The organism is Herbaspirillum sp. meg3, from assembly GCF_002257565.1.
In the GTDB taxonomy this organism is placed as follows: Bacteria; Pseudomonadota; Gammaproteobacteria; order Burkholderiales; family Burkholderiaceae_D; genus Herbaspirillum.
Map to the genome: position 1 here is coordinate 4,088,788 of NZ_CP022736.1, position 23,175 is coordinate 4,111,962.

Consider the following 23,175-nt stretch of genomic DNA (forward strand, 5'->3'; position numbering starts at 1 on the left):
AGAAAATCATGCTTCAAATTCGCAAAAGCAACGAACGCGGTGTCGCCGATCACGGTTGGTTGAATTCGCACCATACATTTTCATTCGGCCATTACTACGATCCGGAACATGTCGGCTTCGGTCCGCTGCAAGTCATCAATGAAGACCGCGTGACACCAGGCATGGGCTTCGGCACGCACGGTCACAGCGACATGGAAATCATCTCCTACGTCCTCGATGGCGCGCTGGAACACAAGGACAGCATGGGTACAGGTTCGGTCCTGCACTATGGCGACGTCCAACGCATGAGCGCCGGTAACGGCGTGCGTCACAGCGAGTTCAACCACTCGAAGACGGAACCGGTGCATTTCCTGCAGATCTGGATCCAGCCGAATGTGAAAGGCATTCCGCCAAGCTACGAAGAGAAAAATTTCACTCCGGAGCAAAAGCAAGGGCAGCTGCGTCTGATCGCGTCGTCTGACGGCCGTGACAACTCGGTGCTGATCCATCAGGACGCATCGATCTTTGCCTCGATCCTGAACGGCGACGCCAAACTGGAGCACACACTGGCCGCCAAACGCCTGGGTTATGTGCACCTGATCCGTGGTCAGCTGACCGTCAACGGCAAGCAATTGTCCGGCGGCGATGCAATCAAGATCAGCGCAGAAAGCCTGATCACGTTCGAGAAGGCGGAAGCGGCTGAATTCCTGCTCTTCGATCTGCCTTACTAAACCCACACTCCCTGCACCGCCACTACAGCGGCGGTGCAGGCAACAACCTCACAATCACGAACACAAGGAAAAATCATGGCAAACATTCTCTTCATCAACAGCAGCGCTCGCACCACCGGTTCCATCTCGCGTCAGGTCGCCGGCGAATTCGTCGCCAAGTTGCAGGCATCCCAACCAGGCAGCGTTGTGGTCGAACGCGATGTCGCGGCCAACCCGATTCCTCATCTGGACGAGCAAAAGCTGGGCGCGTTCTTCACACCTGCCGACAAACGCAGCGCTGAGCAACAAGCTTTGGTGAAAGTCTCGGAAGAACTGATTGCGGAAGTCAACGCTGCCGACATCATCGTCATCGGCGCCCCGATGTACAACTTCTCGATCACCTCGACACTGAAGACCTGGATCGACCATGTGGCGCGTGCCGGCGTGACATTCAAGTACACCGAAACCGGTCCGGTCGGCCTGATTCAAGGCAAGAAGGTTTATGTCTTCACTTCGCGCGGCGGCGTCTACAGCGAAGGTCCGGCCAAGGTCATGGACTTCCATGAAACCTATCTGCGCGGCGTGCTGGGCTTCATCGGCATGACCGACATCACCTTCGTGCACAGCGAGGGCCTGGGCATGGGCGAAGCGGCTGTTGAAAAGGCCATCGCACAAACCCGCGAAACCATCGGCACTCTGGTTGCGGCATAAGCTGTCGCTCCAATAAAAAAGCGCGACAGCCACAAGCGGTCGCGCTTTTTTACGCCTGTTCAAAAACGACTACAAACCGCCGTCTGCAATCTGCGACAGCATGCGCTTGAGGACATCGGTTTCGCGCATGCGCTTGAGCCACCAGCTCAAGGCCGCACCATCTTCACCGACACGCCAGGCCAGCGAGAAGGTTTCTTCCGCGCGCGGCTCTTCGACTTCTTTCACGATCAGTGCGCCGGATGCAATCGACTTTTGCACGCACGGCTCCGGCAAGAATCCAAAACCTACACCCGCCAGTTGCAAAGCATATTTGCTGCGCATGTCCGGCACGGTCAAAGTGTCCTGACCGAACAGCAAACCAACCGTGCGCGGCGGCATCTTGCGCGCCGAATCAGCCACGCTGATGGCGCGATACGGATGCAGGTCGGCCTTGCTCAACACCTTGTTCATTTTTGCCAGCGGATGATGCGGCGCCACCACGAAGACGAACTTCACCGACCCGATTTGCTCTGCCACATAACCGCCGCCTGCGGGGCCTTCGCCCGGTGCCGCAATCAACAGATCGACGCGGCGATCAAGCAAGGCTTCCCAGGTACCGGCCAGCGACTCGCGCGCAATGCGCAGGCGCGTGCGGTCGGCGACCTGATAGAAGGCGACGATGTCGGGTTCCAGCGATGCCGCCGAATACAGTGAATCGAGACCGATGGTGAATTCGGTTTCCCAGCCCGAGGCCACGCGGCGCACGCGATGTTCCAGATCTTCGGCCGCCTTGAGCAGATAGCGCCCTTCTTTCAGCAATTCTTCCCCCGCGCGCGTGAGCACCACCTTGGGCCCTTGCCGCTCGAACACCTGCACACCGAGGTCTTGCTCCAGCTTCGACACGGTGTAGGAAATCGTCGACGGCACGCGATGCAACTCCAGACCCGCTGCGGAAAACGAACCGCGCCGGTCGATGGCATCAAGGATCAACAAGGCGTCGAGGCTGATTCTGAACATAAGAATTGACGAAAAGAGAAATGGAGGCTGCTTAGGCTTCGATGGAATAACCGGCAGCGACCCAGGCATCGATACCGCCGGTCAATGGCCGCACGCGCTTGTAGCCGCGCCGCATGAGTGCTTTGGCGACCAGCGCAGCCGAGGCTTCATTGGGACAGGCGCAGTAGACGATGACTTCATCCTCCATCGGCGCATCGAAAGCAAAGGTCTGGATCTCCTGATTGGAAATCGTCAGCGCGCCAGGAATACGTCCGGTTTGTTGCGATGCCGGCGAACGCACGTCAACGATAGTCGGCCGCACACCGCTCTTGAGCAAGCCATCCAATTCACCCACGGAGATACGCGCCATCTCCAGCGATCTGCGGAAACGACGGCGCTGCCACCACTTGCTGGCGACGAACACGGCGAATCCGACCGCCACCAGAATCATGCCGTACTGACCCAGCTCGGCCAGCACATTGAGCACATCGTCAATCGCGGTGTTGAACAAGGCGCCAAGAAAAATCGCCACGCCGGCCCACAAGGCCGCGCCGATACCGTCATACAAAATGAACTTGCCGCGCGAGGTGCCGACCGTGCCCGCAAGCGCGCTGGCAATCGAGGCAAAACCGGGGATGAACTTCGCCAGCAGCAGCGAACGTGCGCCCCAGCGCGAATAGATGGATTCGGTCTGGCGCACGCAAGAATCGGGAGAGAGGGAAATGCGGCACAGGGTCGACATGATGCGGCGACCATAACGCCGGCCGGCGAGATACCAGACATAGTCGGCAATCAGTGCCGCCACCACTGCCACCAGCAGCAACAGCACAACCGGATACTGGCCTCGATAAGCCAGTGCACCGGTGATGACCAGCGTCGGATAAGCAGGGATAGGTGCGCCGAGTTGTTCTGTCAGCACATTCAGAAATACGATGATCAGACCGTACTGTTCAATCAGGTGATACAAATAAGTCATCGCCGCACCGCTACCCTTGTCAGTCGATCTGCAGTATGACCTGCAGATCTCTATTTTTGATGCCCGAATTCAGCCCAGGCGCTCATTATAGGGTTGAAGACGCTAGCGCTCCCGACTTTCGTCCCGGATATTCCGCCCAGATCATTGCCACCAGGATCGCCGCAGGCAGCAGCAAGGCCAGAAACAAGGCATAGCGATAAGCGAACGCGCCGCCGATTGCGCCCACGCCAAAGGCGACGATGGGCCAGAAGAACTTGACGCAGCGCTGGCGCACGCTCTGATCTGCCGCGCCCCGCACGATATCCACGACGTCGATCACCAGTTGCGTGACGTTGCCGGTCATGACCGTAGTTGGCGCCGATTGCGGCAAAATCAAGCGCGCTGCGGCGTTCTGCACACCCATCGCCGCCGCGCCAAACATGCCTGCCAGCAAGGCCGTCGTGGATCTCGCATCCGCCACGCCGACCGGTGCCATGCTCTGCCCCAGACTCATGAACACCAGCAAAAAAAGCAGTTGCAGCGCCAGGACATAAGGCAAGGCCGGCTTGCCACTGCGCTCCAGCCAGATCACCGTCATGCGTGTCAGGATCACCGATCCGATGAAGGCGGGAAACGCCAGAAACTTGATCAGCACGCCATGCGAAGGATTCGCCAGCTCACTGCCGATCAGCACGAAGTTACCGGTAACGTGCGCCGTGAACAGTCCGAACAAGGCAACAAAACCCACCGTATCCACATAGCCTGCCAGGAAGCTCATGGCGGCGCCCTGACAAGTCGCACGAGGAATATTGCTGATCGAATTCATCTCAGTCCTCGGCTTTTTGGCTCAATGCAGCATCGATAGAAAAACCACCGGCACCCATCAGTGCAATGCTGCCGAAGACGATCATCAGCAGCCAGCCGAACTGACCTTCTGCGATGCTCCAGTCGGCATGCACCAGGAACATCGACACACTCAGCAAAACCAGCACGGCAGCGCTGGCCAGACGTGTCAGGATGCCAGGCACGATCAGCACCGGACACAGGACTTCAGCGAAGATCGCAAAACCGAGCGTGAAGGCACGGCCAACGTGCAGTGGATCGTCGATATGCTGCAGCTCGCCGGCAAAGTTGATGATCTTTGGCAGACCATGTACATACAGCAACAGCAAGGCGCCGGAGAGGCGCAGGAACAGCAGGCCGAGATCTTGTGCCGGCGCCCACAGCAGGCGCGGCAGCCATGTTTGTTTTACGGTTTGCCCTGACTGTGTGGTTGGTGCAGTTTGATAAGTTTGCATGATGATTCTCCTCAGTTGGAAATCAAAGATCAGAAATTGAATTTGAAAATTACAGATGACCAACCAGGACAAACCCGGCGACCACATAGCCCAGCGTCATTGCCACCACCAGCGAGGCGCCGACTGGTGTAGGCGGCGTCGGCGATGGCAAACCGAACCAGCGGCAGACCGCACCGATCAAGGCACCCAGCACGGCGCCGGTAAAGAGCGCGCTCATGCTTTCACCTCTGCGCCCTTGGCAACACGCGAGGCCAGATAACGATCCACCAGCCAGTAACCGCTGCTCATCGTGAACACCAGCAACGCACCGCTGAGAACCGGCGGCGACGGTACGGGAATCTGCGCCAGGTGACAGCAGAAGCCGACCAAAAAGGAGAGCACCAGTCCCCAGATCACTTTGGAATACGACATTTTTAAAATCTCCAGATCAGAAAGCGAAGCAGCTGCAACCGAGCGCGCCCCAGAAGCCTGAGTAGTTCGAAGCGGGCACCGACGAGCGGCGGGCGACATCATGCGAGTGGGCGTGTACGTTGCAAGCGCCCGCGCATTGATGCGGCATCGCGGATTGTTTTTGTTGCGCGGCGGCCGACTTTGCTACCGGGCGATAGTGGCCCGGCACGGTCTTCACCGGCGACCAGTCAGGCAAGACCGGGATCGGTGGCGGCGCCAGCGGGTCGAACTCAGCCGCACCGTAGACGATCTTGCCGCCAACCACGGTCATCACGGATTCGATGGCTTTGATATCTTCTTCCGGTACGCTGAAAAAGTCCGAGGACAACACGACGAGGTCAGCCAGTTGACCATCCTTGATGCGGCCCTTCTTGCCTTGCTCGTTGGAGAACCAGGCGCTGCCTGCAGTCCACAGTTCGAGTGCCGTTTCACGCGGCAAGCCGGCTTCAGCCAGTTGCAGGCCGCCGACGGTCTTACCGGATACCAGCCAGTACAGCGCAGTCCACGGGTTGTAGCTGGCAACGCGAGTGGCATCGGTGCCTGCGCCGACAGGCACGCCCATGTCGAGCATGCGCGCCACCGGTGGCGTTGCCTTGGCGGCTTCCTTACCGTAACGATCAACGAAATATTCGCCCTGGAAGGCCATGCGATGCTGGATAGCCAGACCGCCGCCAAGCTCACGCACGCGCTCGATATTGCGCGGCGAAATGGTTTCGGCGTGGTCAAACATCCAGTGCAGACCGTTGAATGGGATGTCGCGATTCACTTTTTCGAACACATCAAGCATGCGACTGATCGATTCGTCGTAGGTCGCATGCAGGCGGAACGGCCAGCGGTTCGACACCAGATGGCGCACCACTTTTTCGAGTTCGTCTTCCATGCCGGCGGCCAGTTCAGGACGCGGTTCGAGGAAGTCTTCAAAGTCAGCCGCGGAGAACACCAGCATTTCACCGGCGCCGTTGTGGCGATAGAAATCATCGCCCTGCCCCGGCTTGATCATGTCGGTCCAGCGCTCGAAGTCTCCCAGCTCCTTGCCCTTGTTCTGCGTGAACAGGTTGTAGGCGATGCGGACGGTCAACTGCTGATCGCGCGCCAGCTGGTCGATGATGGCGTAGTCTTCCGGATAGTTCTGAAAACCGCCGCCGGCATCGATAGCGCTGGTGACGCCGAGACGATTGAGTTCACGCATGAACTGGCGGGTGGAATTGACTTGCTGGTCCAGCGGCAGCGACGGACCTTTGGCCAGCGTCGCGTACAAGATCATGGCGTTCGGACGAGCGATCAGCATGCCGGTCGGATTGCCGGCGGCGTCACGCTGGATTTCACCGCCCGGTGGATTCGGCGTGTCCTTGGTGTAACCGACGGCGCGCAAGGCGGCGCGGTTGAGCAAGGCGCGGTCATACAGATGCAGAATGAAAACCGGGGTGTCGGGCGCGGCAGCGTTGATTTCGTCGAGCGTCGGCATGCGGCGCTCAGCAAATTGGAATTCGGTCCAGCCACCGACCACGCGCACCCATTGTGGATGCGGTGTGCGCAAGGCCTGTTCGCGCAACATGCGCAGTGCGTCTGCCAGCGAGGGCACGCCTTCCCAGCGCAGTTCAAGGTTGTAGTTCAGGCCGCCGCGAATCAGGTGGATGTGCGAATCGTTCAGACCCGGCACGACGCTGCGGCCATTGAGGTCGACCACTTGGGTCTTGCCGTTGCGGTGGCGCATGACGGCTTCGGCATCGCCGACAGCGAGGAACTTGCCGTCCTTGATCGCGACGGCACTTGCCAGCGGTTGTTCTTTGTCGATGGTGTGGAATTTCCCGTTCAGCAGAATCAGGTCGGCGCTCATGTTCACTCCTGGAGGTAGTCGTTATGTTTTGTCAGGGAATTTCTGCAACGTTGGGATCCTGCTCGCTATTGAGTCAGGATCCCGCTTGAAGCTCGGCTAAGGATTAATGGCCTTCGGATGCATTGAACATTGTCTTTGCGTAGATCAGGCCCAGACCGTAGGCGCCGCCGTTGGCAATCGCGGTTGCCACAGTTTCGTTGTAAGTCTCGGTACGCGCCCAGTCGCGTTGCAGTTCGAGCAGATATTGCAGCGATGTCATTGGGCGTGCGCCAAGCTGGATCATGCGTTCAACGGCACGTTGGTGCGCTTCATTCGACACGTCGCCGCTGGCGTCGGTGATGACATACACTTCAAAGCCCTGATCCAGCGCCGACAGCGCAGGACCGACGATGCATACCGATGTCCACAGACCGGCCAGCACGATCTTGTCCTTGCCGATGGCATTGACGCGGTCGGCGATGCGCGGGTCTTCCCAAGTGTTCATGCTGGTGCGGTCGATCACTTCTTCATTGGGGAACACCGATTTGATTTCGTCGAACATCGGGCCGGAGAAGGATTTCTCGGCAACGGTTGTCAAAATTGTCGATACCTTGAATTCTTTGGCGGCCTTGGCGACCAGAGCGACGTTGTTACGCAGAGTGACGGCATCGATCGAATGGGTCGCAAACGACATTTGCGATTGATGGTCAATCATGATCAGGGTGTGGTTAGCTGGATTCAACAGTGTTTTGCCTGGTTGTGCTTTTGCGATTGCCATGATGTTCTCCTGAGGTATGGTCGATTAATTCGATAAGGGTGAGTGCTTCGTTTGGTGTCCGTCTTTCTCTTTGTCGTTCACCATGGAGCGAAGTATGGGCGAACAGGAAACGAAAGAAAAACGGAAAGATTAAGGGTCAATTATCGAAATATTCGAAAATAGATTTCAATCTACTCAGTGTCGATATCTTTGCTCTTGAAGCAATAAAGTTTTGCTTTCCACCCTATTTTTGCAACACCGCTTCGGCCGCATACTTCTGTTCATACGGGGCTTGCAAGAACACGCCCCCTATCTCCGCCATTGCGCCCGCCCGCGGTTGCGCTTCACTTCAATAAAGGAAACCATGAACAACATCCCCGCTTTCGGCCTCGGCACCTTCCGCCTGAAAGACCAGCAAGTCATCGACTCCGTCACCAATGGCCTTGATCTCGGTTACCGCCATATCGATACCGCCCAGATCTACGGCAATGAAGCGGATGTCGGCAAAGCCATCGCTGCCGCCAAGGTGGCGCGCAACGAGCTGTTCGTCACTACCAAGATCTGGACCGAGAATTTGTCCAAAGACAAACTCATCACTAGCCTGAAGGAAAGCCTCTCCAAATTGCAGATGGATCAGGTCGACCTGGCACTGATCCACTGGCCCGCGCCGAACGACAGCATCGCCGTCGCGACCTACATGGAAGCGCTGGCAGAAGCCAAGGCGCAAGGCCTGACCAAGCTGATCGGCGTGTCGAACTTCACCATCGCGCATCTGAAGCAGGCTATCGATGCCGTCGGCGCCAAGGAAATCGCGACCCAGCAGATCGAGATCCACCCTTTCCTGCAAAACCGCAAGGTGGTGGACTTCACGCGCAGCCAGGGTATTCACCTGACTGCTTATATGCCACTGGCTTATGGCAAGGTGATGACCGACCCGGTGATGGTTGAGATCGCCAAGGTGCATCAGGCCAATCCGGCGCAAATCGCGCTGGCGTGGTCGCTGCAGCAAGGCTTTGCCACCATCCCGTCCTCGACCAAGCGCGCTAATCTGGAAAGTAATCTGGCGGCAAAAGACATCCGCCTGACGGATGCCGAGATGGATGCCATCTCCAGACTCGATCGCAATGATCGTCTCGCCAATCCTGACTTTGCGCCGCAGTGGGATTGAGCTGAATGCTGCGTTCTCTTTCCGTCTTGCGGGAAGAGAACTCCACAGAACGGCACGCCACCCCGCCTGTATGGCTGATGCTGGCGGGGTGTTGTCCTTATTGCAGCGCTATCGTTTGCCTCGCATCGCTTTCCGGAAAATGCCATGTGCTGTATTTTTATTTTAAATTGCTTGCAATTTAATTTTACTCAATTTAATATCCACTCATGCACTGACCAAACAAACCGGATGCCAACGATAAAGTGGCCCCAATGAAGAGGAAGGCGCATGCATTACGCATTGAAGAATTTCAGATACTGAAGCGCCAAATATATTGTACACAATTTAATTGCTTGATTTAAAAATTACCTCCCCCCCCGAAAGGAAACATCATGAAATCGATCAAACAAGTTCTCACTCTCAGCGCCGTCGCACTGGCCGCTTCCACAGCCCTCACCGTACAAAGCGCGAATGCCGCTTCGGTAGAGCCACAAACCCAGGGCTTCCTCGACGTGCTGTCCGCAGCCGGCGGTCCTCCGATCTATACACTGACGCCTGAACAAGCCCGCAACCTGCTGGCCGGCGCACAGGCGGGCAAGGTCGCAAAACCAGCCGCCGATATCGAAGACCGTGTGATCCCCGTCGGTCCGACCGGCAGCACACGCATCCGTATCCTGCGCCCGCAAGGCAACAAGGAAACACTGCCGGTAGTGATGTATTTCCACGGCGCAGGCTGGGTGATGGGCGACGTCAATACCCACGATCGCCTGGTGCGCCAGATCGTTGACGGCGCCAAGGTCGCCGTAGTGTTTGTCGACTACGACCGCTCGCCGGAAGCACGTTATCCGATCGCCATCGAGCAGGACTATGCCGCGACCAAATACGTCGCCGAGCATGCTGCCGAATTCAACGTCGATGCGAGCCGTCTGGCAATTGCCGGCGACAGCGTGGGCGGCAACATGACTGCCGTCGTGAGCCTGCTGGCGAAGGAACGCAAGGGTCCGGCGATCAAGTATCAGGTGTTGTTCTACCCGGTGACTGACACCAATTTTGAAAACGGTTCGTACAATCAGTTTGCCAACGGCCCATGGCTGACCAAGGAAGCAATGAAGTGGTTCTGGAACGCCTACCTGCCGGCCGGCGCCAACCGCAAGGATCCGCATATCGCACCGCTGAACGCGACACTGGAACAGCTGAAGGATCTGCCGCCGGCACTGGTCATCACTGACGAAAACGATGTGCTGCGCGACGAAGGCGAAGCCTACGCCGCCAAGCTGGCCAAGGCAGGCGTACCGGTGACACAAGTGCGCTACCTCGGCACCATCCATGACTTTGTGATGCTCAATGCACTGGGCGATACACCAGCCGCGAAGAGCGCCATCGATCTGGCGACTTCCAACCTGCGCAAGGCACTGGCGAAGTAATCATTGCTCTCACCTTGAGGCGATAAAAAACCGCCCGCTCCTTTTCAGGAGACGGGCGGTTTTTATCAGAGCTGATACTTTAAGCTGCAACCGCTACCGGTTTTCCGTGCTGCTCCCCCTTGATGCGCAACACCATGACGGCACCGATCAGACAGGCCACACCCATCAGTATCGACGACGCCGTGTAATCGCCAAGGTTGGCACGCATGAAGCCCGATATCGTGGTGGCGGCAGCGGCGCCAAGCTGATGACCGGCGACGATCCAGCCGAAGACGACAGGTGCTGCCAGACGACCGAACACATCATTGGCCAGACGCACGGTCGGCGGTACGGTAGCGATCCAGTCAAGTCCGTAGAAGATTGCGAACACGGTCAGGCCGAAATAGTCGAGACCAAAAGCATAGGGCAGGAAGATCAGCGCGATGCCGCGCAGGCCGTAGTACCAGAACAGCAGCACGCGTGGATTGAAGCGATCCGACAGCCAGCCCGACAAGGTGGTGCCGACCAGATCGAGCATACCCATCGCCGCCAGGATGCTGGCGCCGCCGACTTCTGAAATGCCGTAGTCGTTGCACATGGCGATGAATTGCGTGCCGATGTAACCGTTGGTGCTCATGCCACAGACGAAGAAACTGAAAAACAGCAGCCAGAAGTCGCGCACCTTCATTGCCTGGCGCAGCGAATCGAAAGCGATCGTCAGCGGATTGCGTTGCTTCACCTCTGCATCGGCCGGGGCATCAGCGGCCTGCCCATAGCGACGCAGACCGACGTCGGATGGACGTTCCGGCAGGAATAGCGCCACCAACGGCACAGCGACTGCAGCGACGATGGCGACCAAAAAGGCCACCGAACGCCAGCCGTAGTGCTCCACCATCGACGCCATCAGCGGCAAGAACACCATCTGTCCGGTCGCGGCGCTGGCAGTAAGCAAACCCATCGCCAGACCGCGGCGCATTTCAAACCAGCGGCTGACAATCGTCGCACCCAGCGTGTTGGCGGCAACACCGGTGCCCGAGCCGACCAGCAGGCCCCAGGTCATGACCATGTGCCACGGCATTTGCATCAGCGTACTCAGAGCGGTGCCGACCGACAGCAGCACCAGCGCTCCCATCACCACCGGACGAATACCGAAGCGCTGCATCGCGGCCGCTGCGAAGGGACCGATCAGCCCGTACAAGGCGATATTGAAGGATATCGCCAGCGAGATGGTGGAACGATTCCAACCAAACTCGTGCTCCAGCGGCAGGATCATGACCGACGGCGTGGCGCGGATCCCGGCCGAGGTCAGCAGGACGAGGAAGATGACGGCGACCACGACCCAGGCATAACTGAACCGATGTGAGGTGCGCGTGGCGATGGCTTGCGTGACTTTATTCATGACGCTCAATCAGAGAAGGATAAAAATAAGAATAAAAAACCATCAGTGCCAGACGTACTGATGGCAATGATGGTGCTCGATGGGTGTTTGGTGTTCGCTTGATGCCAATCGCTTGTTCGTTCTCGCGGAGACTGCCGGATCAGGCTTCCTGCAATCGTTCATAGGCATCGTCGATCATGCCGGACAGCGCCGCATGCATGTCTTCGCCCAGCAAGCCGTCGATTTCCAGCTGCGCCTCCACCCAGTTATGGCGTGCAGCATCAAGCTTGGCCTTGCCTGCCGTACTCAAGGTCAGGCCGAATGAGCGCTTGTCGACGTGTTCATCGGGCGGCATATCGACGGTGGCGATCCACCCGGCGGTCATCAGCGGTTTGATGTTGCGGCTCAAGGTGCTGCGATCCATGCCCATCTCCGCAGCCAGGCGAATATTGGCGATGGAGCCATGCCTGCCCACGCGGCTCAGCAACGAGTACTGGCTGATGGTCAGTTCGTCCGGCAACAAATGCCGGTCATAAATCGACGTGATGCGACGAGTGAGGCGGCGCAAACGGGTGCAAGTACATTGGTTAAACATGCTCAATTACCTTCCGAATCGACCTTTCAACAAGCGCGTTAAAAACTTGCCGAACAAATCGATGCATATGCATTAATGTATATGCATAGTAATGAACAGATGAAGACCTGTCAAGCAGCCGCGACGAATGTGGTTTTTCGTAAGTAAATTGGAGAAATTTGCGCTATGGATACCGCAATTGCCGCGCAAGACTGTTGCGAGCGAGGTAGCAGACCATAATGCTCGTCGGCTGCTTTTTCAAAGGTGATTGAACATCATTCTGATCACGACCTTCAGCAGCGCCTCTGGGGATGGGAACAGCCATCCCCAGCGTTGTTTTTGCCCTTAAATCTGACGGATACCTCCGTCGACAAACAGTTCGATGCCATTGACGAAGCTGGCGTCATCAGAGGCAAGGAAGACCGCTGCCTTGGCGATCTCGTCCGGCTCGCCGACACGGCCCATCGGAATGAGCGAGGCCAGGTGATCCAGGAAACCTTGCTGCTGAGCAGGATCGGTGCCGACGAGTTCGACCAGCCCGGGCGTCCTGATCGGGCCGGGGCTAAGGGTATTGATACGGATACCGCGGCCTTTCAGGTCAAGAATCCAGTTGCGGGCAAAGGCGCGAACTGCCGCTTTCGAGGCGGCATAGACACTGAACGCTTCGGTTCCGCCGCTTGCCGCGGTCGACCCCGTCAGGATCACGGAGGAACCGCTGCCCAGCAACGGCAACGCGGTTTGTACGGTGAACAAGGTGCCTTTCACATTACGCGAGAACGTATCGTCGAAATGCTCTTCAGTAATCTGACCGAAGGGCATGAACGAGCCGCCGCCAGCGTTGGCCACAAGAATATCCAGCTTGCCGTGCTGTTCTTTGACGCGATCAAAAAACGCCTGCAGTTGCACGGTGTCTGAGGAGTCCACCGATGCGCTTTCCACGCTACCGCCGACGGCCTTCACGGCCGCATCAAGTTCCGCTTGGCGGCGGCCGGTGATATACACAATCGCACCCTGGCTAACAAAACGCTTCGCAATAGCCAGACCAATACCAGTGCTGCCGCCGGTGACAACCGCTACTTTTTTCGCAAGCTTTAATTCCATGATTTTTCCTTCATCGTTGAAATGCGCACTTGATTAGTGACGCCTGTAACCCAGTGTGGCCTCCCACCGTGCCAAAGAGAAGACAAGCGGCAGCCATATCATTTATGCTTTAGTTGCATAAATTGAGTGGAAAGGGATCGAAATGGATAAATTGCTGTGGATGCACTGCTTCGTACGCGCGGTCGAAACCGGTAGTTTTTCGGTGGTCGCCAGAGAAATGCAAATCGGTCAGCCAAACGTGAGCCGCCATATCGCATCGCTGGAAAAGTCGCTTGGCACGCGCCTGCTGCATCGCTCCACGCGGCATATGGTGGCCACACCCGAAGGCCAGCGTTATTACGCCCAGGCGCGCCATGCGCTTGATATCATTTCTCAAGCCGAGTCTGATGCACATGGAGAGCAAGACCCCCATGGATTGCTGCGCGTCGCGTGTCCGGAAAGTGTCGGTTCCGAGCTGATCATCGCAGCGCTACCGGGTTTTCTCGAACGCTATCCGCACGTGGACGTCGACCTGCGCCTGGGGGACGAATACATAGACCTGGTAGCCGAAGGGGTCGATATCGCCATCCGCGGAGGTACGCTCAAGGACAGCGCTCTGCGCGCACGGCGCGTGGGCACGTCCGAGCGCATTTGCGTAGCCAGCGATGCCTATCTGCAAAAACACGGCCTGCCGCGGCAACCGGAAGACCTGCTGCGCCATCAGTGCATCATCTACACCTTGCTGGCCGGGGGCAGCGGCACGTGGCCGTTCAAGAATGGGCCTGTACCTGTCAGCGGCCGGACGCGGCTCAACAACCTCGACGGCATACGCCGCGCCGTACTGCAGGGCTTGGGGGTCGGCTACCTTCCCTCGTGGATGATCGCCAGGGAACTCCGTACCGGCGAACTGCGCGCCTTATTGACCGACCATGCTACAGCCCCCTCCCCTCTGAACGTCTTGTATTCGGCCGACAGGTTGCTGCCACAGCGGGCCGGCGTCTTCATTGAGTTCATCACGAAGGTGTTTGCGGACACTCCCGGCCTGAACGGCACTTCGCTGGTTTAAATTGATCCACGCTTCCAGCGTCTGGCGAATACGGCACCCCGATCGTATGCCCCTAATAACCTAAGGCTCGCAGCTAAAGCTGCTCAAGACGAGCCCGAACATCCATAGCACGGGTACGGAGCGCATCCAGCTGATCCCCTTGCATTTTTTGGAGTTGCTTATACACCATGCCTAAACGCGTATTGTTGCGCAGCAACGGTTCATGACGCGCGAAAAAATCCCAGTACAACGCGCTGAACGGGCACGCGTCGTCGCCGAGTTTTTGTTTCGGATCGTATCGGCAGCCTTGGCAGTAATCGCTCATGCGTTGAATGTACGCACCGCTACTGACATAGGGCTTGGTCGCAATAAGACCGCCATCCGCCCATTGGCTCATACCCAGAGTGTTAGGTAGCTCAACCCACTCGAAGGCGTCTATATACACACCTAAATACCAGCGATGCAGCGCCTGCGGATCAAGTCCGGCCAGCAGCGAAAAATTACCGATCACCATCAGGCGCTGAATGTGATGGGCGTGTGCAGTCTGCAACGACTGACCGATGGCATGGTGCATGCAGCGCATCGTCGTATCGCCAGTCCAGAACCAGCTTGGCAGGGGCAGCTCGTGACCGAGCGTATTGCGCTCGTCATAGCCTGGCATGTGGGCCCAATAAATGCCGCGCACATATTCCCGCCAACCGACAATCTGCCTGATAAACCCCTCCACTGCCGCCAACGGCGCAGTACCGTTGCGGTAGGCTTGTTCTGCGCTGCGCACCACTTCAAGCGGATGAAGCATTTTGACGTTCAGCGCAAACGACAGCAGCGAGTGAAACAGGCGTTGGCTCTTGCTGCTCATGGCATCTTCAAAGTCGCCAAAATGAGGAAGCGTAGTGTTGATAAATGTCTCCAGACACATCAGCGCCTCCTTGCGATTCAAGGGCCAGCGCATCTGCATTGCCTGCGGATCGCCAAAGCTGCTCACACCGCAGCGCTGCAACCACTCCCACAGGTCCTGATGGTCATGGGTCGGACGAGTATCTACCGGCTCCGCCGGCGTTCCCGGCCAAGGCTTGCGGTTATCGTGATCAAAGTTCCATTGCCCGCCTTCCGGCTTGCCTTGCGCATCTACAAGCAACGTAAAGCGGCGGCGCATGTGGCGATAGAAATGCTCCATCAGCCATTGCTTGCGGCCTGCGTACAGCTGGGCCATTTCGTTTCGAGATGTCAGAAAATGTTCACTGTCGACTTCTGTCGTGGCAAATTGCTGTTGCGCAGCCCATGTACGAAGCAGAGCATCCAGTCGCCATTCGTCTGGCAACTGCCATTCCAGGCGCTCGGCATCGTAGCGTCGCATCATTGCCTCCAGATTTTCCGTGATGGATTGTCTGTTGCTCTGATCGTCAAGCGCCACGTATCGTACCCGGTGACCTGCCGCGCGCAGATGACGCGCGAAGTCACGCATCGCAGCAAAGATAGCTAGAATTTTTTGTGCGTGATGCAGTACGTAGTCAGTTTCCTGACGCACTTCCATGAGTACATAGACGACGTGGGGATCTACGATCTGAAACCACGAGTGCTCAGTGTTGAGCTGGTCGCCGAGGATCAGACGCAAGGTGCAAGTACGGCTTGTCACGCGAGGCTCCATTGGTGCAAATAGGTCGTGTTTTTTACCTGCTGCGACTCCGCACCAGGGGACAGTTTTCGGCCAACTGGTCGTTTATGGCATTGTAGTCAAATCACTCCCTGCTTCTCAACGCCTGCATTTTTACGCTAACAATGCGAGCCGAAAAAAATGGCGCCGTGACAACGGGCGCCATTTCTGGACAAAAAGAACAGTGACTCGCTCAGGCGCTTTTCTTCGCAGCCTTCTTGCGTGGTGTCCTGACAGGTGCGGCAGGTTCGTCCGCCATCGGTTGCCCGGCAAAACTGTCAGCGCCGTCGTTGGCTGCAGCGGCACGTTCACGTGCAAAGTTGATGCGACGGATCATGCTTTCATTGGCTTGCGGGCCGGGAGTAAAGACGAATTCCGGTGAACTCAGCGGCTTACCGCTCTTACGGTCGACCATGATGGGGTCAGCCACTTCGCCCGAGGTCGAATCGACCAGCAGCACGCTCGGGCCCTCAGGGGCAAAATGCTTGTTGCCCCAGCTGTTGAGCGCGACCAGAATGGAACGGAAATCACGTCCCAGATCGGTCAGCACATATTCATGGCGCGGCGGACGCTCGCTGTACTGGCGACGCTCCAGCAGGCCGGATTCGACCAGCGAGTTGAGACGGCGCGTCAGCATGTTGGGCGCAATGTCCAGGCTCTTCTGGAACTGGTCGAAACGCGTCAGCCCGTGCATTGCATCGCGCAGGATCAGGATGCTCCACCATTCACCCACGCGTTCGAGCGTACGGGCGACCGGGCATTGCATGTTGCCAAAGCTTTTACGTTCCATAGACAAGTCCCATCAAGCTGATTATCATTCGATTGAACAACTTACTATCATTTTGATACTTACATTATAGAACAAGTCAAGGGAGACCGCCATGTCCGCTACATTGCTATATCTGGAGGATTTTACCGCCGGCCAGAAATTTACCGTTGCCGCAACCGAAACGCTCAGTGCCGACGACATCAAGACCTTCGCCGCCAGCTACGACCCGCAGCCCTTCCACATGGATGAAGCCGCTGCGGCACAGAGTTTTTTTGGCGGCCTGGCGGCCAGCGGCTGGCATACGGCGGCACTGACCATGCGCCTGCTGGTGAAGACACTGCCGATCAAGGGCGGCGTCATTGGCGCGGGTTTTGAAGAGTTTCGCTGGCCACGCCCTACGCGTCCGGGCGACATCCTGCGGGTTGAAGTCGAAGTGCTGGAGTTGAAGTTCTCACAGTCGAAACCTCAACAAGGCTTCCTCAAGCACCGCGTCACCACCTTCAATCAGAATAACGAGCCGGTGCTGATCATGACCGGCAACCTGCTGGTGCCGCGCCGGCCGCAGGCTTGATCTGCCGATCGTTTAATTTTCGAAGATGAACTGCGTCGCCTTGTCGGCCGACAAAGGGCGACCGTAGAAGTAGCCTTGAATCTCGTCGCAGCCCCAGGCGCGCAGCAACTCGCGCTGGTTGGCGGTTTCGACGCCTTCGGCGATGACCGACAGGCCCAGATGGTGCCCGAGATTGATCACCGCCTGCACGATCGCGGCGTCTTCGCTGTTGGGGCGCAGATGGCGAATGAAGGATTGGTCAATCTTGAGCTTGTCGATGGAGAAGCGCTTGAGGTAAGCCAGCGAGGAATAACCCGTACCGAAGTCGTCAATCGCCAAGGTCAGGCCACGCTTGCGCAGATCTTCCAGCAGCTCGATGGTACGTTCGACATCGCGCATGACGATGCCTTCGGTGATTTCCAGTTCGATAAACGACGGATCGATCTGGCTTTCGCTCAAGGTCTCGGTGACGCGGCGCAGGAACGATGGATGATGGAACTGGCGCGGCGAGATGTTGACTGCAATGACGAACTTGCGCGGGGTCTCCAGGCTCCAGATCTTGGCCTGGCGGCAGGCTTCGGCCAGCACCCAGTCGCCGATCGGCACGATCAGGCCGGACTCTTCGGCCAGCGGAATGAAGTCGGCCGGCGAAATCAGTTCACCGTTACGACGCCAGCGCACCAGCGCTTCGAAGCCGACCAGCTTGTCGTCGGTCAATCCTTGCTGCGGCTGGAAGTGCAATTCCAACTCATTGCGTTCGATGGCGTGACGCAGTTGCGCCTCCAGCGCCAGACGTTCTTGCGCGCGCGTATTGAGTGCATTGGAATACTGCACAAAGCAATCGCCGCCGGCGTCGCGTGCTGCCTGCAGCGCGGCATCGGCATTCTGCAGCAGATGCGCATGTTCGGCGCCGTCGCGGGGGTACTCTGCGCCACCCATGCTCATGCTGGAAAAAATCTCATGCTGGCCGAACTCAAACGGCTGACGCATGTATTCCTGCAGACTCGACAAGGCTTCCTGAAAATTCAGATGGTCGCCCTTGGACTTATAAAGGATCGCCACATTGGCGCCGTTGAGACGAAACACTTCGCCGCCGTGACGCTCTGCCGCACGCTTGATGCGGCTCGCCATTTCCTGCATCAGACGATCGCCAAACGCATGGCCGAGGCCACCGACGACGCGTTCAAAACGGTCGATCATGCCCAGCACCACCGTATGCGGCTCGTTTTCCATGGTCTTGAGACGGCGCTCGAACGAGCCACGGTGCGCCAGGCCGGTCAGCGGATCATGGGCTGCGGCGAAAGCGAGCGCATTCTCCGAACGAAAGCGCGCCCACACGTGATACATCAGGAACAAGGCCACCAGCAGCATACCAACGCTGTACACATGCACCAGCCAGGAGATGTGATCGACACCGGTATTGGCCATATCGCCGACCTGATAGATGGAGCGCTCGACATCGTGTTTGGCCTGATCCAGCAAACTGCGCACGCTGTTGGTCTTGACATTGAGATCAGAAAGCAAAGCCCGCGCGGGTTCACGCGCGGTCGCGGACGAGTTCGCCATCAGCTTTTCCAGCGCCGGCCCCATGGCCAGAATCGCGTTGTAATTGCTGAGCAGATCGGCCATCTGTGCGGCTTGCCGCAAGTCGCGGCGCACGAAGTCGAAATTGGCAGTCATTTGCTCGGCTGCCTCGGCCTCAATATGATCGAAACGATCGCGGCCGATGGAGGCGACGTAGTATTTATTCAGCGCCAGCTGATAGCGCAGCAAGGCGCTTTCAAAATCCGAGAGATGACGCAGGGTGGGGATTTTCTCTTCCAGCAGCGGCGTGGTGGACGAACGAATATCATTGGCCGTGCGCGCCATGGCAAAAAACAGCGCGACGCCGGCGGCGATCACGACCACCAGCAAACCGTAAATCGCCCAGCGATAACGTCGGCTGACTACTTGCATAAAAAGAACCCCTGCGAAGAGACCCACCCCGGAAACCGCATCGCGGCAATTGGGATCCAGGCGCGGCCGGCATTCGGTCACACGACGCCAAACCTGACGGCCGACGCGCCAATGATGGTACGCGGCGACGGTGCATTGTTCGGCGGGCGACGATGACATGCGGCAGCGTTCCCTGCTTCCCGTTTACAGCGAAACTGTATTTCCCTGAGTCAGACTTGATCATTATTGGCAGGCGCCGCCTTGGACTGAATCCCTCGGCACCTGCATTATTGCTTTTATCCACAGCGCTCGTCGAAGCGTCTTGTTATTTTGATTCGGTAGCTTAGCGAGGAAAATTATACCGGCAATACTGTTGGCAGCCGTAATTCCAGCAGGTCACAGTATCAATAGAGAAAGATATTTGGCAAATTTCCAACAAGAATTTTCTGGAAGAGATGAAGATGCCCGTTTTTGGGGCAAACCGGCCATGGGAATAGCGTACCGGTCGAAAGGTCTTACCGCATCAACGAACAAGATCCCGCGCCGGCAGGCCCGGGGATCTGGTCGCGCAATACTGTTAATGAAGAGACAAACTTCGGACTTTCAAGTCCTCGTGCCTTCATGCCATCAAGCGGCATCAGGCTGCGCCGATGGTTGCGCCAGTTGAAATGCCTTGAGCTGGCCGCAGGCTTCATCAATCGCGGCCAGCGTCGGATACGGCGTCATGTCGACCTCGAAACGGCGCGCATTGAAAATCTGCGGAATGAGACAGCAGTCGGCCATCGTCGGGGTGTCGCCGAAACAGAAACGTCCGCGCTGCGGACTCGCTGCCAGTTGCTGCTCCAGCGCGGCAAAACCAAGCTTGACCCAATGCTGTATCCATTGCTGCTTGACCTCCTCGCTCACACCCAGTTCCTGTTTAAGCATGCGCAGCACGCGCAGGTTATTGAGCGGATGGATATCACAGGCGATTGCCAGGGAAATCTCTCGCACGTGCGCGCGATCCAGCAAGCCCGCCGGCAGCAGCGCCGGTGTCGGGAAGCGCTCTTCCAGGTACTCCAGCATCGCCAGCGACTGCGTGATGTGATGTCCGTCCTCTTCCATCACCGGCACCAGCGATTGCGGATTCAGGGCGCTGAATGCCGGTGCAAACTGTTCGCCGCCATTGTTGACCAGGTGCACCGGCACGGTGTCGTAGGACTGGCCTTTCAAATTCAACGCGATGCGTACCCGATACGATGCCGAGCTGCGAAAGTAGCTGTAAAGATGAATCGTCATGCCTTCGTCTCCTTGGTATTTTTATAAGGGCATCATCACACTGAACGCGCCGGCAACACCGTGCCTGCCACATCGCCGAAACCGATGCGCGGCAAGCCGTCGCGCTCGGCCCAGCCGCGCATGATGACGGTGTCGCCGTCTTCGATAAAGATGCGCGTCTCGCCATTGGCCAGACTGATGGATTGCTTGCCGCCGGCGGTCAGCTCCAGCAGCGACCCGGCCGACTCCGGCGTCGGGCCTGACAAGGTGCCCGAACCCAATAAGTCGCCGGCGCGCAGGTTGCAGCCCCCGACGGTGTGATGCGCCACCAGTTGCGACACGGTCCAGTAAGCGTCCTTGAAATTGCCCAGCGACAGGCGCTGCGGTGCAGTGCCTGCTTCACGCATGGCCTTCGTCTGCAGCAGCACCTCCAGTTGCACGTCGAAAGCGCCGCCAGCACGCAACTCGGCAGAGTCCAGGTATGCCATCGGCTGCGGATCGGCTGCGTCGCGTGTCCACGCGGAGCGATACGGCGCCAGCGCTTCCGTCGTGACAATCCACGGCGAAATCGTCGAAGCAAAATTCTTTGCCAGGAAAGGGCCGAGGGGCTGGTATTCCCACGCCTGCACGTCGCGTGCCGACCAGTCATTCAGCAGGCACAACCCGAACACATGCGACTCGGCCTGACCGATACCGATAGCGTCGCCGATGGCGTTGCCCTGCCCCATGAAGACACCGACTTCCATTTCGTAATCGAGACGCTTGCATGGGCCGAATACCGGCGTGTCGGAAGTCGGTGGCTTGGTCTGACCGACCGGACGGCGGAACTGCTGTCCCGATACGGCAATTGACGACGAGCGGCCGTGATAGCCGATCGGCACCCATTTATAGTTAGGCAACAGAGGATTGTCGGGCCGGAACAGTTTGCCAATCGCCGTCGCATGATGGATGGAGGTATAGAAGTCGGTGTAGTCACCGATCTGCGCCGGCAGAGCGTGTTCGGCTTCGGCTTGCGGCACCAGCGCCGGCTCCAGTTGCGACTGACGCACCGAGCCTTCGCGCAGCAACGTCGACAAGGCCAGACGCAAGGCAGACCACGCTGCAGCATCGAGTTCCATCAAGGGATTCAGATTGCTGCCTGCGGTCGCTGCGACGATCGCTTTGTGAACCACGTCACCAAAGCCGCTGAATGCGCCGCTTTCAAAGGCTGCACGCAAGTCAAGAATCTGATCGCCGATGGCGACGCCGGCACGGAAGACTTCTCCGGCCCCCTTGCTGCGGAACACGCCATACGGCAGGTTCTGGATCGGGAAATCACTGCCGGCGAGATTGGCCGAGGCAACCCAGCTACGCAGGGCGACGTCGTGGGTTTCGTTCAAAGAGATACTCATTATTGCTCCGGGCCTTGTTGTGGGTTGAAGTGCTTCTTGATGTCCATCCAGCACTGATAATAATTTTTTTGCAGCGTCGGCGAAGTCAATGCATGACGCGTCGGCTTGATGATGTTGCGCGTCTCGAACATGAAAGCCATCGTATCAGCGACCTTGTTCGGCTTGCTGGTATCGCTGCGGCTGGCCTTCTCGAAAGTCGCGCCGTCGGGGCCATGACCGGTCATACAATTGTGCAAGCTGGCGCCGCCGGGACGGAAGCCCTCCGCCTTGGCGTCGTACTCGCCATGGATCAAACCCATGAACTCGCTCGCGACATTGCGATGGAACCAGGGTGGACGGAAAGTATGTTCAGCGGCAAGCCAACGCGGCGGGAAAATCACGAAGTCCAGCGTATCCACGCCCGGCGTATCGCTTTGCGCCTGAAGCACCAGGAAGATGGATGGATCGGGATGGTCATAGCTGATCGAGCCGATGGTATTGAAATGGCGCAGATCGTACTTGTACGGCGCGTAGTTGCCGTGCCACGCCACCACGTCCAGCGGCGAATGGCCGATTTTCGCCTGCCACAAGTTGCCGCCGAATTTGGCGATCAGACGGAAGTCGCCTTCGCGATCTTCATACCAGGCCTGTGGCGTGAGGAAGTCGCGCGGATTGGCGAGACCGTTGGAGCCCAGCGGCCCCAGATCCGGCAAGCGCAATAGCGCGCCGAAGTTTTCGCAGACGTAGCCTTGCGCCTGCCCATCCGGCAGCTTCACCTGAAACCGCACGCCGCGCGGGATCACGGCGATCTCTTGCGGTTCGAGGTCGATCACGCCCAGCTCGGTCAGCAGCTGCAGGCGACCGGCTTGCGGCACAATCAACAATTCGCCGTCAGCTGAATAGAAAAAACGATCCGTCATCGATTGATTGGCCGCATACAAATGAATCGCACAACCGGTCTGCGCATCGGGCGAGCCATTGCCGGCCATGGTGATCAGTCCGGCGACAAAATCCGTCGGCGCCGTCGGCATGGTATGCGGATCCCAGCGAAATTGATTCGGCGGCGTCTCGACATCGTCGAAGCGCGCGATCAGGCCGTTGTCGATGCGCTCAAACGGCTCGTGCATCGCCGCCGGACGAATCCGGTACAGCCACGAACGGCGGTTGTGACTGCGCGGCGCTGTGAATGCCGTGCCGGACACTTGCTCTGCATAGAGGCCGTACGCGACTTGCTGCGGCGAGTTCTGGTTGAGCGGCAAGGCGCCCGGCAAAGCCTCGGTCGCAAACTCATTGCCAAAGCCCGATTGATAGGCTGCCTTGGCGAGGGAAGTTTCTGCAAGCGTATTCATGATGCGTCCTTCT

Annotated in this window: 23 protein-coding genes; 6 read left to right on the forward strand and 17 right to left on the reverse strand. The window is 58.0% G+C overall.

Going from position 1 to position 23,175, the window contains the following annotated elements; genetic code table 11:
* The first annotated feature begins 8 nt into the window (after positions 1 to 8).
* Both hmeg3_RS18425 and hmeg3_RS18430 read left to right on the forward strand, forming a co-directional pair.
* Positions 9 to 710 (forward strand): pirin family protein, encoded by a 702-nt coding sequence (locus hmeg3_RS18425; RefSeq protein WP_094565013.1) that lies wholly within the window; start codon positions 9 to 11, stop codon positions 708 to 710.
* A gap of 75 nt (positions 711 to 785) precedes the next feature.
* Complete coding sequence (locus tag hmeg3_RS18430; protein ID WP_094565014.1) at positions 786 to 1,400, forward strand: FMN-dependent NADH-azoreductase; 615 nt, start codon at positions 786 to 788, stop codon at positions 1,398 to 1,400.
* Positions 1,401 to 1,469: 69 nt separating this feature from the next.
* On the opposite strand, the gene hmeg3_RS18435 is transcribed toward hmeg3_RS18430, so the two are convergent.
* From hmeg3_RS18435 to hmeg3_RS18470, 8 genes are all read right to left on the reverse strand, one after another.
* Positions 1,470 to 2,396, reverse strand: a complete 927-nt coding sequence (locus tag hmeg3_RS18435) for a LysR substrate-binding domain-containing protein (protein ID WP_094565015.1) — start codon at positions 2,394 to 2,396, stop codon at positions 1,470 to 1,472.
* 31 nt (positions 2,397 to 2,427) lie between these two features.
* A complete protein-coding gene (locus hmeg3_RS18440) occupies positions 2,428 to 3,351 on the reverse strand; it encodes a DedA family protein/thiosulfate sulfurtransferase GlpE (protein WP_094565016.1) in 924 nt (307 codons plus the stop codon).
* Positions 3,352 to 3,436: 85 nt separating this feature from the next.
* The gene (locus hmeg3_RS18445) at positions 3,437 to 4,156 is read right to left on the reverse strand and encodes a YoaK family protein (RefSeq protein WP_232511717.1); all 720 of its coding nucleotides are present in this window, start codon (positions 4,154 to 4,156) and stop codon (positions 3,437 to 3,439) included.
* Position 4,157: 1 nt separating this feature from the next.
* Positions 4,158 to 4,628: a DoxX family protein gene (locus tag hmeg3_RS18450; protein WP_094565017.1), complete on the reverse strand. Its 471-nt coding sequence runs from the start codon at positions 4,626 to 4,628 to the stop codon at positions 4,158 to 4,160.
* A 49-nt stretch (positions 4,629 to 4,677) separates the two neighbouring features.
* The gene (locus hmeg3_RS18455) at positions 4,678 to 4,845 is read right to left on the reverse strand and encodes a XapX domain-containing protein (RefSeq protein ID WP_094565018.1); all 168 of its coding nucleotides are present in this window, start codon (positions 4,843 to 4,845) and stop codon (positions 4,678 to 4,680) included.
* Entirely contained in the window at positions 4,842 to 5,039 is a 198-nt protein-coding gene (locus hmeg3_RS18460; RefSeq protein ID WP_094565019.1) for a DUF1427 family protein, read from the reverse strand. The genes hmeg3_RS18455 and hmeg3_RS18460 overlap by 4 nt, the downstream gene beginning before the upstream one ends.
* 16 nt (positions 5,040 to 5,055) lie before the next feature.
* Positions 5,056 to 6,915: an amidohydrolase gene (locus tag hmeg3_RS18465; protein ID WP_094565020.1), complete on the reverse strand. Its 1,860-nt coding sequence runs from the start codon at positions 6,913 to 6,915 to the stop codon at positions 5,056 to 5,058.
* A 103-nt stretch (positions 6,916 to 7,018) separates the two neighbouring features.
* Complete coding sequence (locus hmeg3_RS18470) at positions 7,019 to 7,672, reverse strand: hydrolase (protein WP_094565021.1); 654 nt, start codon at positions 7,670 to 7,672, stop codon at positions 7,019 to 7,021.
* 343 nt (positions 7,673 to 8,015) lie between these two features.
* Between hmeg3_RS18470 and dkgB the strand changes: the two genes are divergently transcribed.
* Entirely contained in the window at positions 8,016 to 8,819 is an 804-nt protein-coding gene (gene dkgB / locus hmeg3_RS18475; RefSeq protein WP_094565022.1) for a 2,5-didehydrogluconate reductase DkgB, read from the forward strand.
* 371 nt (positions 8,820 to 9,190) lie between these two features.
* Complete coding sequence (locus hmeg3_RS18480) at positions 9,191 to 10,222, forward strand: alpha/beta hydrolase (RefSeq protein WP_094565023.1); 1,032 nt, start codon at positions 9,191 to 9,193, stop codon at positions 10,220 to 10,222.
* A gap of 79 nt (positions 10,223 to 10,301) precedes the next feature.
* On the opposite strand, the gene hmeg3_RS18485 is transcribed toward hmeg3_RS18480, so the two are convergent.
* The 3 genes from hmeg3_RS18485 to hmeg3_RS18495 all read right to left on the reverse strand — a co-directional run bounded on the left by hmeg3_RS18485 (position 10,302) and on the right by hmeg3_RS18495 (position 13,254).
* On the reverse strand, positions 10,302 to 11,600 hold the full coding sequence (locus tag hmeg3_RS18485) for an MFS transporter (protein WP_094565024.1): 1,299 nt from the start codon (positions 11,598 to 11,600) through the stop codon (positions 10,302 to 10,304).
* A gap of 139 nt (positions 11,601 to 11,739) precedes the next feature.
* Positions 11,740 to 12,174: a MarR family winged helix-turn-helix transcriptional regulator gene (locus tag hmeg3_RS18490; protein WP_094565025.1), complete on the reverse strand. Its 435-nt coding sequence runs from the start codon at positions 12,172 to 12,174 to the stop codon at positions 11,740 to 11,742.
* Between the two features lie 324 nt (positions 12,175 to 12,498).
* Complete coding sequence (locus hmeg3_RS18495) at positions 12,499 to 13,254, reverse strand: SDR family NAD(P)-dependent oxidoreductase (protein ID WP_094565026.1); 756 nt, start codon at positions 13,252 to 13,254, stop codon at positions 12,499 to 12,501.
* A gap of 142 nt (positions 13,255 to 13,396) precedes the next feature.
* Between hmeg3_RS18495 and hmeg3_RS18500 the strand changes: the two genes are divergently transcribed.
* The gene (locus tag hmeg3_RS18500) at positions 13,397 to 14,299 is read left to right on the forward strand and encodes a LysR family transcriptional regulator (protein WP_094565027.1); all 903 of its coding nucleotides are present in this window, start codon (positions 13,397 to 13,399) and stop codon (positions 14,297 to 14,299) included.
* Positions 14,300 to 14,372: 73 nt separating this feature from the next.
* On the opposite strand, the gene hmeg3_RS18505 is transcribed toward hmeg3_RS18500, so the two are convergent.
* Together hmeg3_RS18505 and hmeg3_RS18510 are read right to left on the reverse strand one after the other, a co-directional pair.
* The gene (locus tag hmeg3_RS18505) at positions 14,373 to 15,914 is read right to left on the reverse strand and encodes a cryptochrome/photolyase family protein (protein WP_232511719.1); all 1,542 of its coding nucleotides are present in this window, start codon (positions 15,912 to 15,914) and stop codon (positions 14,373 to 14,375) included.
* A gap of 211 nt (positions 15,915 to 16,125) precedes the next feature.
* Positions 16,126 to 16,722, reverse strand: a complete 597-nt coding sequence (locus tag hmeg3_RS18510) for a helix-turn-helix domain-containing protein (RefSeq protein ID WP_094565029.1) — start codon at positions 16,720 to 16,722, stop codon at positions 16,126 to 16,128.
* Between the two features lie 91 nt (positions 16,723 to 16,813).
* On the opposite strand from hmeg3_RS18510, the gene hmeg3_RS18515 reads away from it, so the two are divergent.
* Positions 16,814 to 17,272, forward strand: coding sequence for a MaoC family dehydratase (locus hmeg3_RS18515; RefSeq protein ID WP_094565030.1), 459 nt, complete (start codon positions 16,814 to 16,816; stop codon positions 17,270 to 17,272).
* A gap of 12 nt (positions 17,273 to 17,284) precedes the next feature.
* Here the strand turns inward: hmeg3_RS18515 and hmeg3_RS18520 are convergent, their stop codons facing one another.
* From hmeg3_RS18520 to hmgA, 4 genes are all read right to left on the reverse strand, one after another.
* The gene (locus tag hmeg3_RS18520) at positions 17,285 to 19,207 is read right to left on the reverse strand and encodes a bifunctional diguanylate cyclase/phosphodiesterase (protein ID WP_094566440.1); all 1,923 of its coding nucleotides are present in this window, start codon (positions 19,205 to 19,207) and stop codon (positions 17,285 to 17,287) included.
* Between the two features lie 606 nt (positions 19,208 to 19,813).
* Positions 19,814 to 20,464 carry a maleylacetoacetate isomerase gene (gene maiA / locus hmeg3_RS18525; protein ID WP_094565031.1) on the reverse strand — a complete coding sequence of 217 codons (651 nt, stop codon included), beginning with the start codon at positions 20,462 to 20,464 and terminating at the stop codon, positions 19,814 to 19,816.
* A gap of 35 nt (positions 20,465 to 20,499) precedes the next feature.
* Positions 20,500 to 21,834 carry a fumarylacetoacetase gene (fahA, locus tag hmeg3_RS18530; protein WP_094565032.1) on the reverse strand — a complete coding sequence of 445 codons (1,335 nt, stop codon included), beginning with the start codon at positions 21,832 to 21,834 and terminating at the stop codon, positions 20,500 to 20,502.
* On the reverse strand, positions 21,834 to 23,162 hold the full coding sequence (gene hmgA, locus hmeg3_RS18535; RefSeq protein WP_094566441.1) for a homogentisate 1,2-dioxygenase: 1,329 nt from the start codon (positions 23,160 to 23,162) through the stop codon (positions 21,834 to 21,836). The genes fahA and hmgA overlap by 1 nt, the downstream gene beginning before the upstream one ends.
* Positions 23,163 to 23,175: the final 13 nt, after the last annotated feature.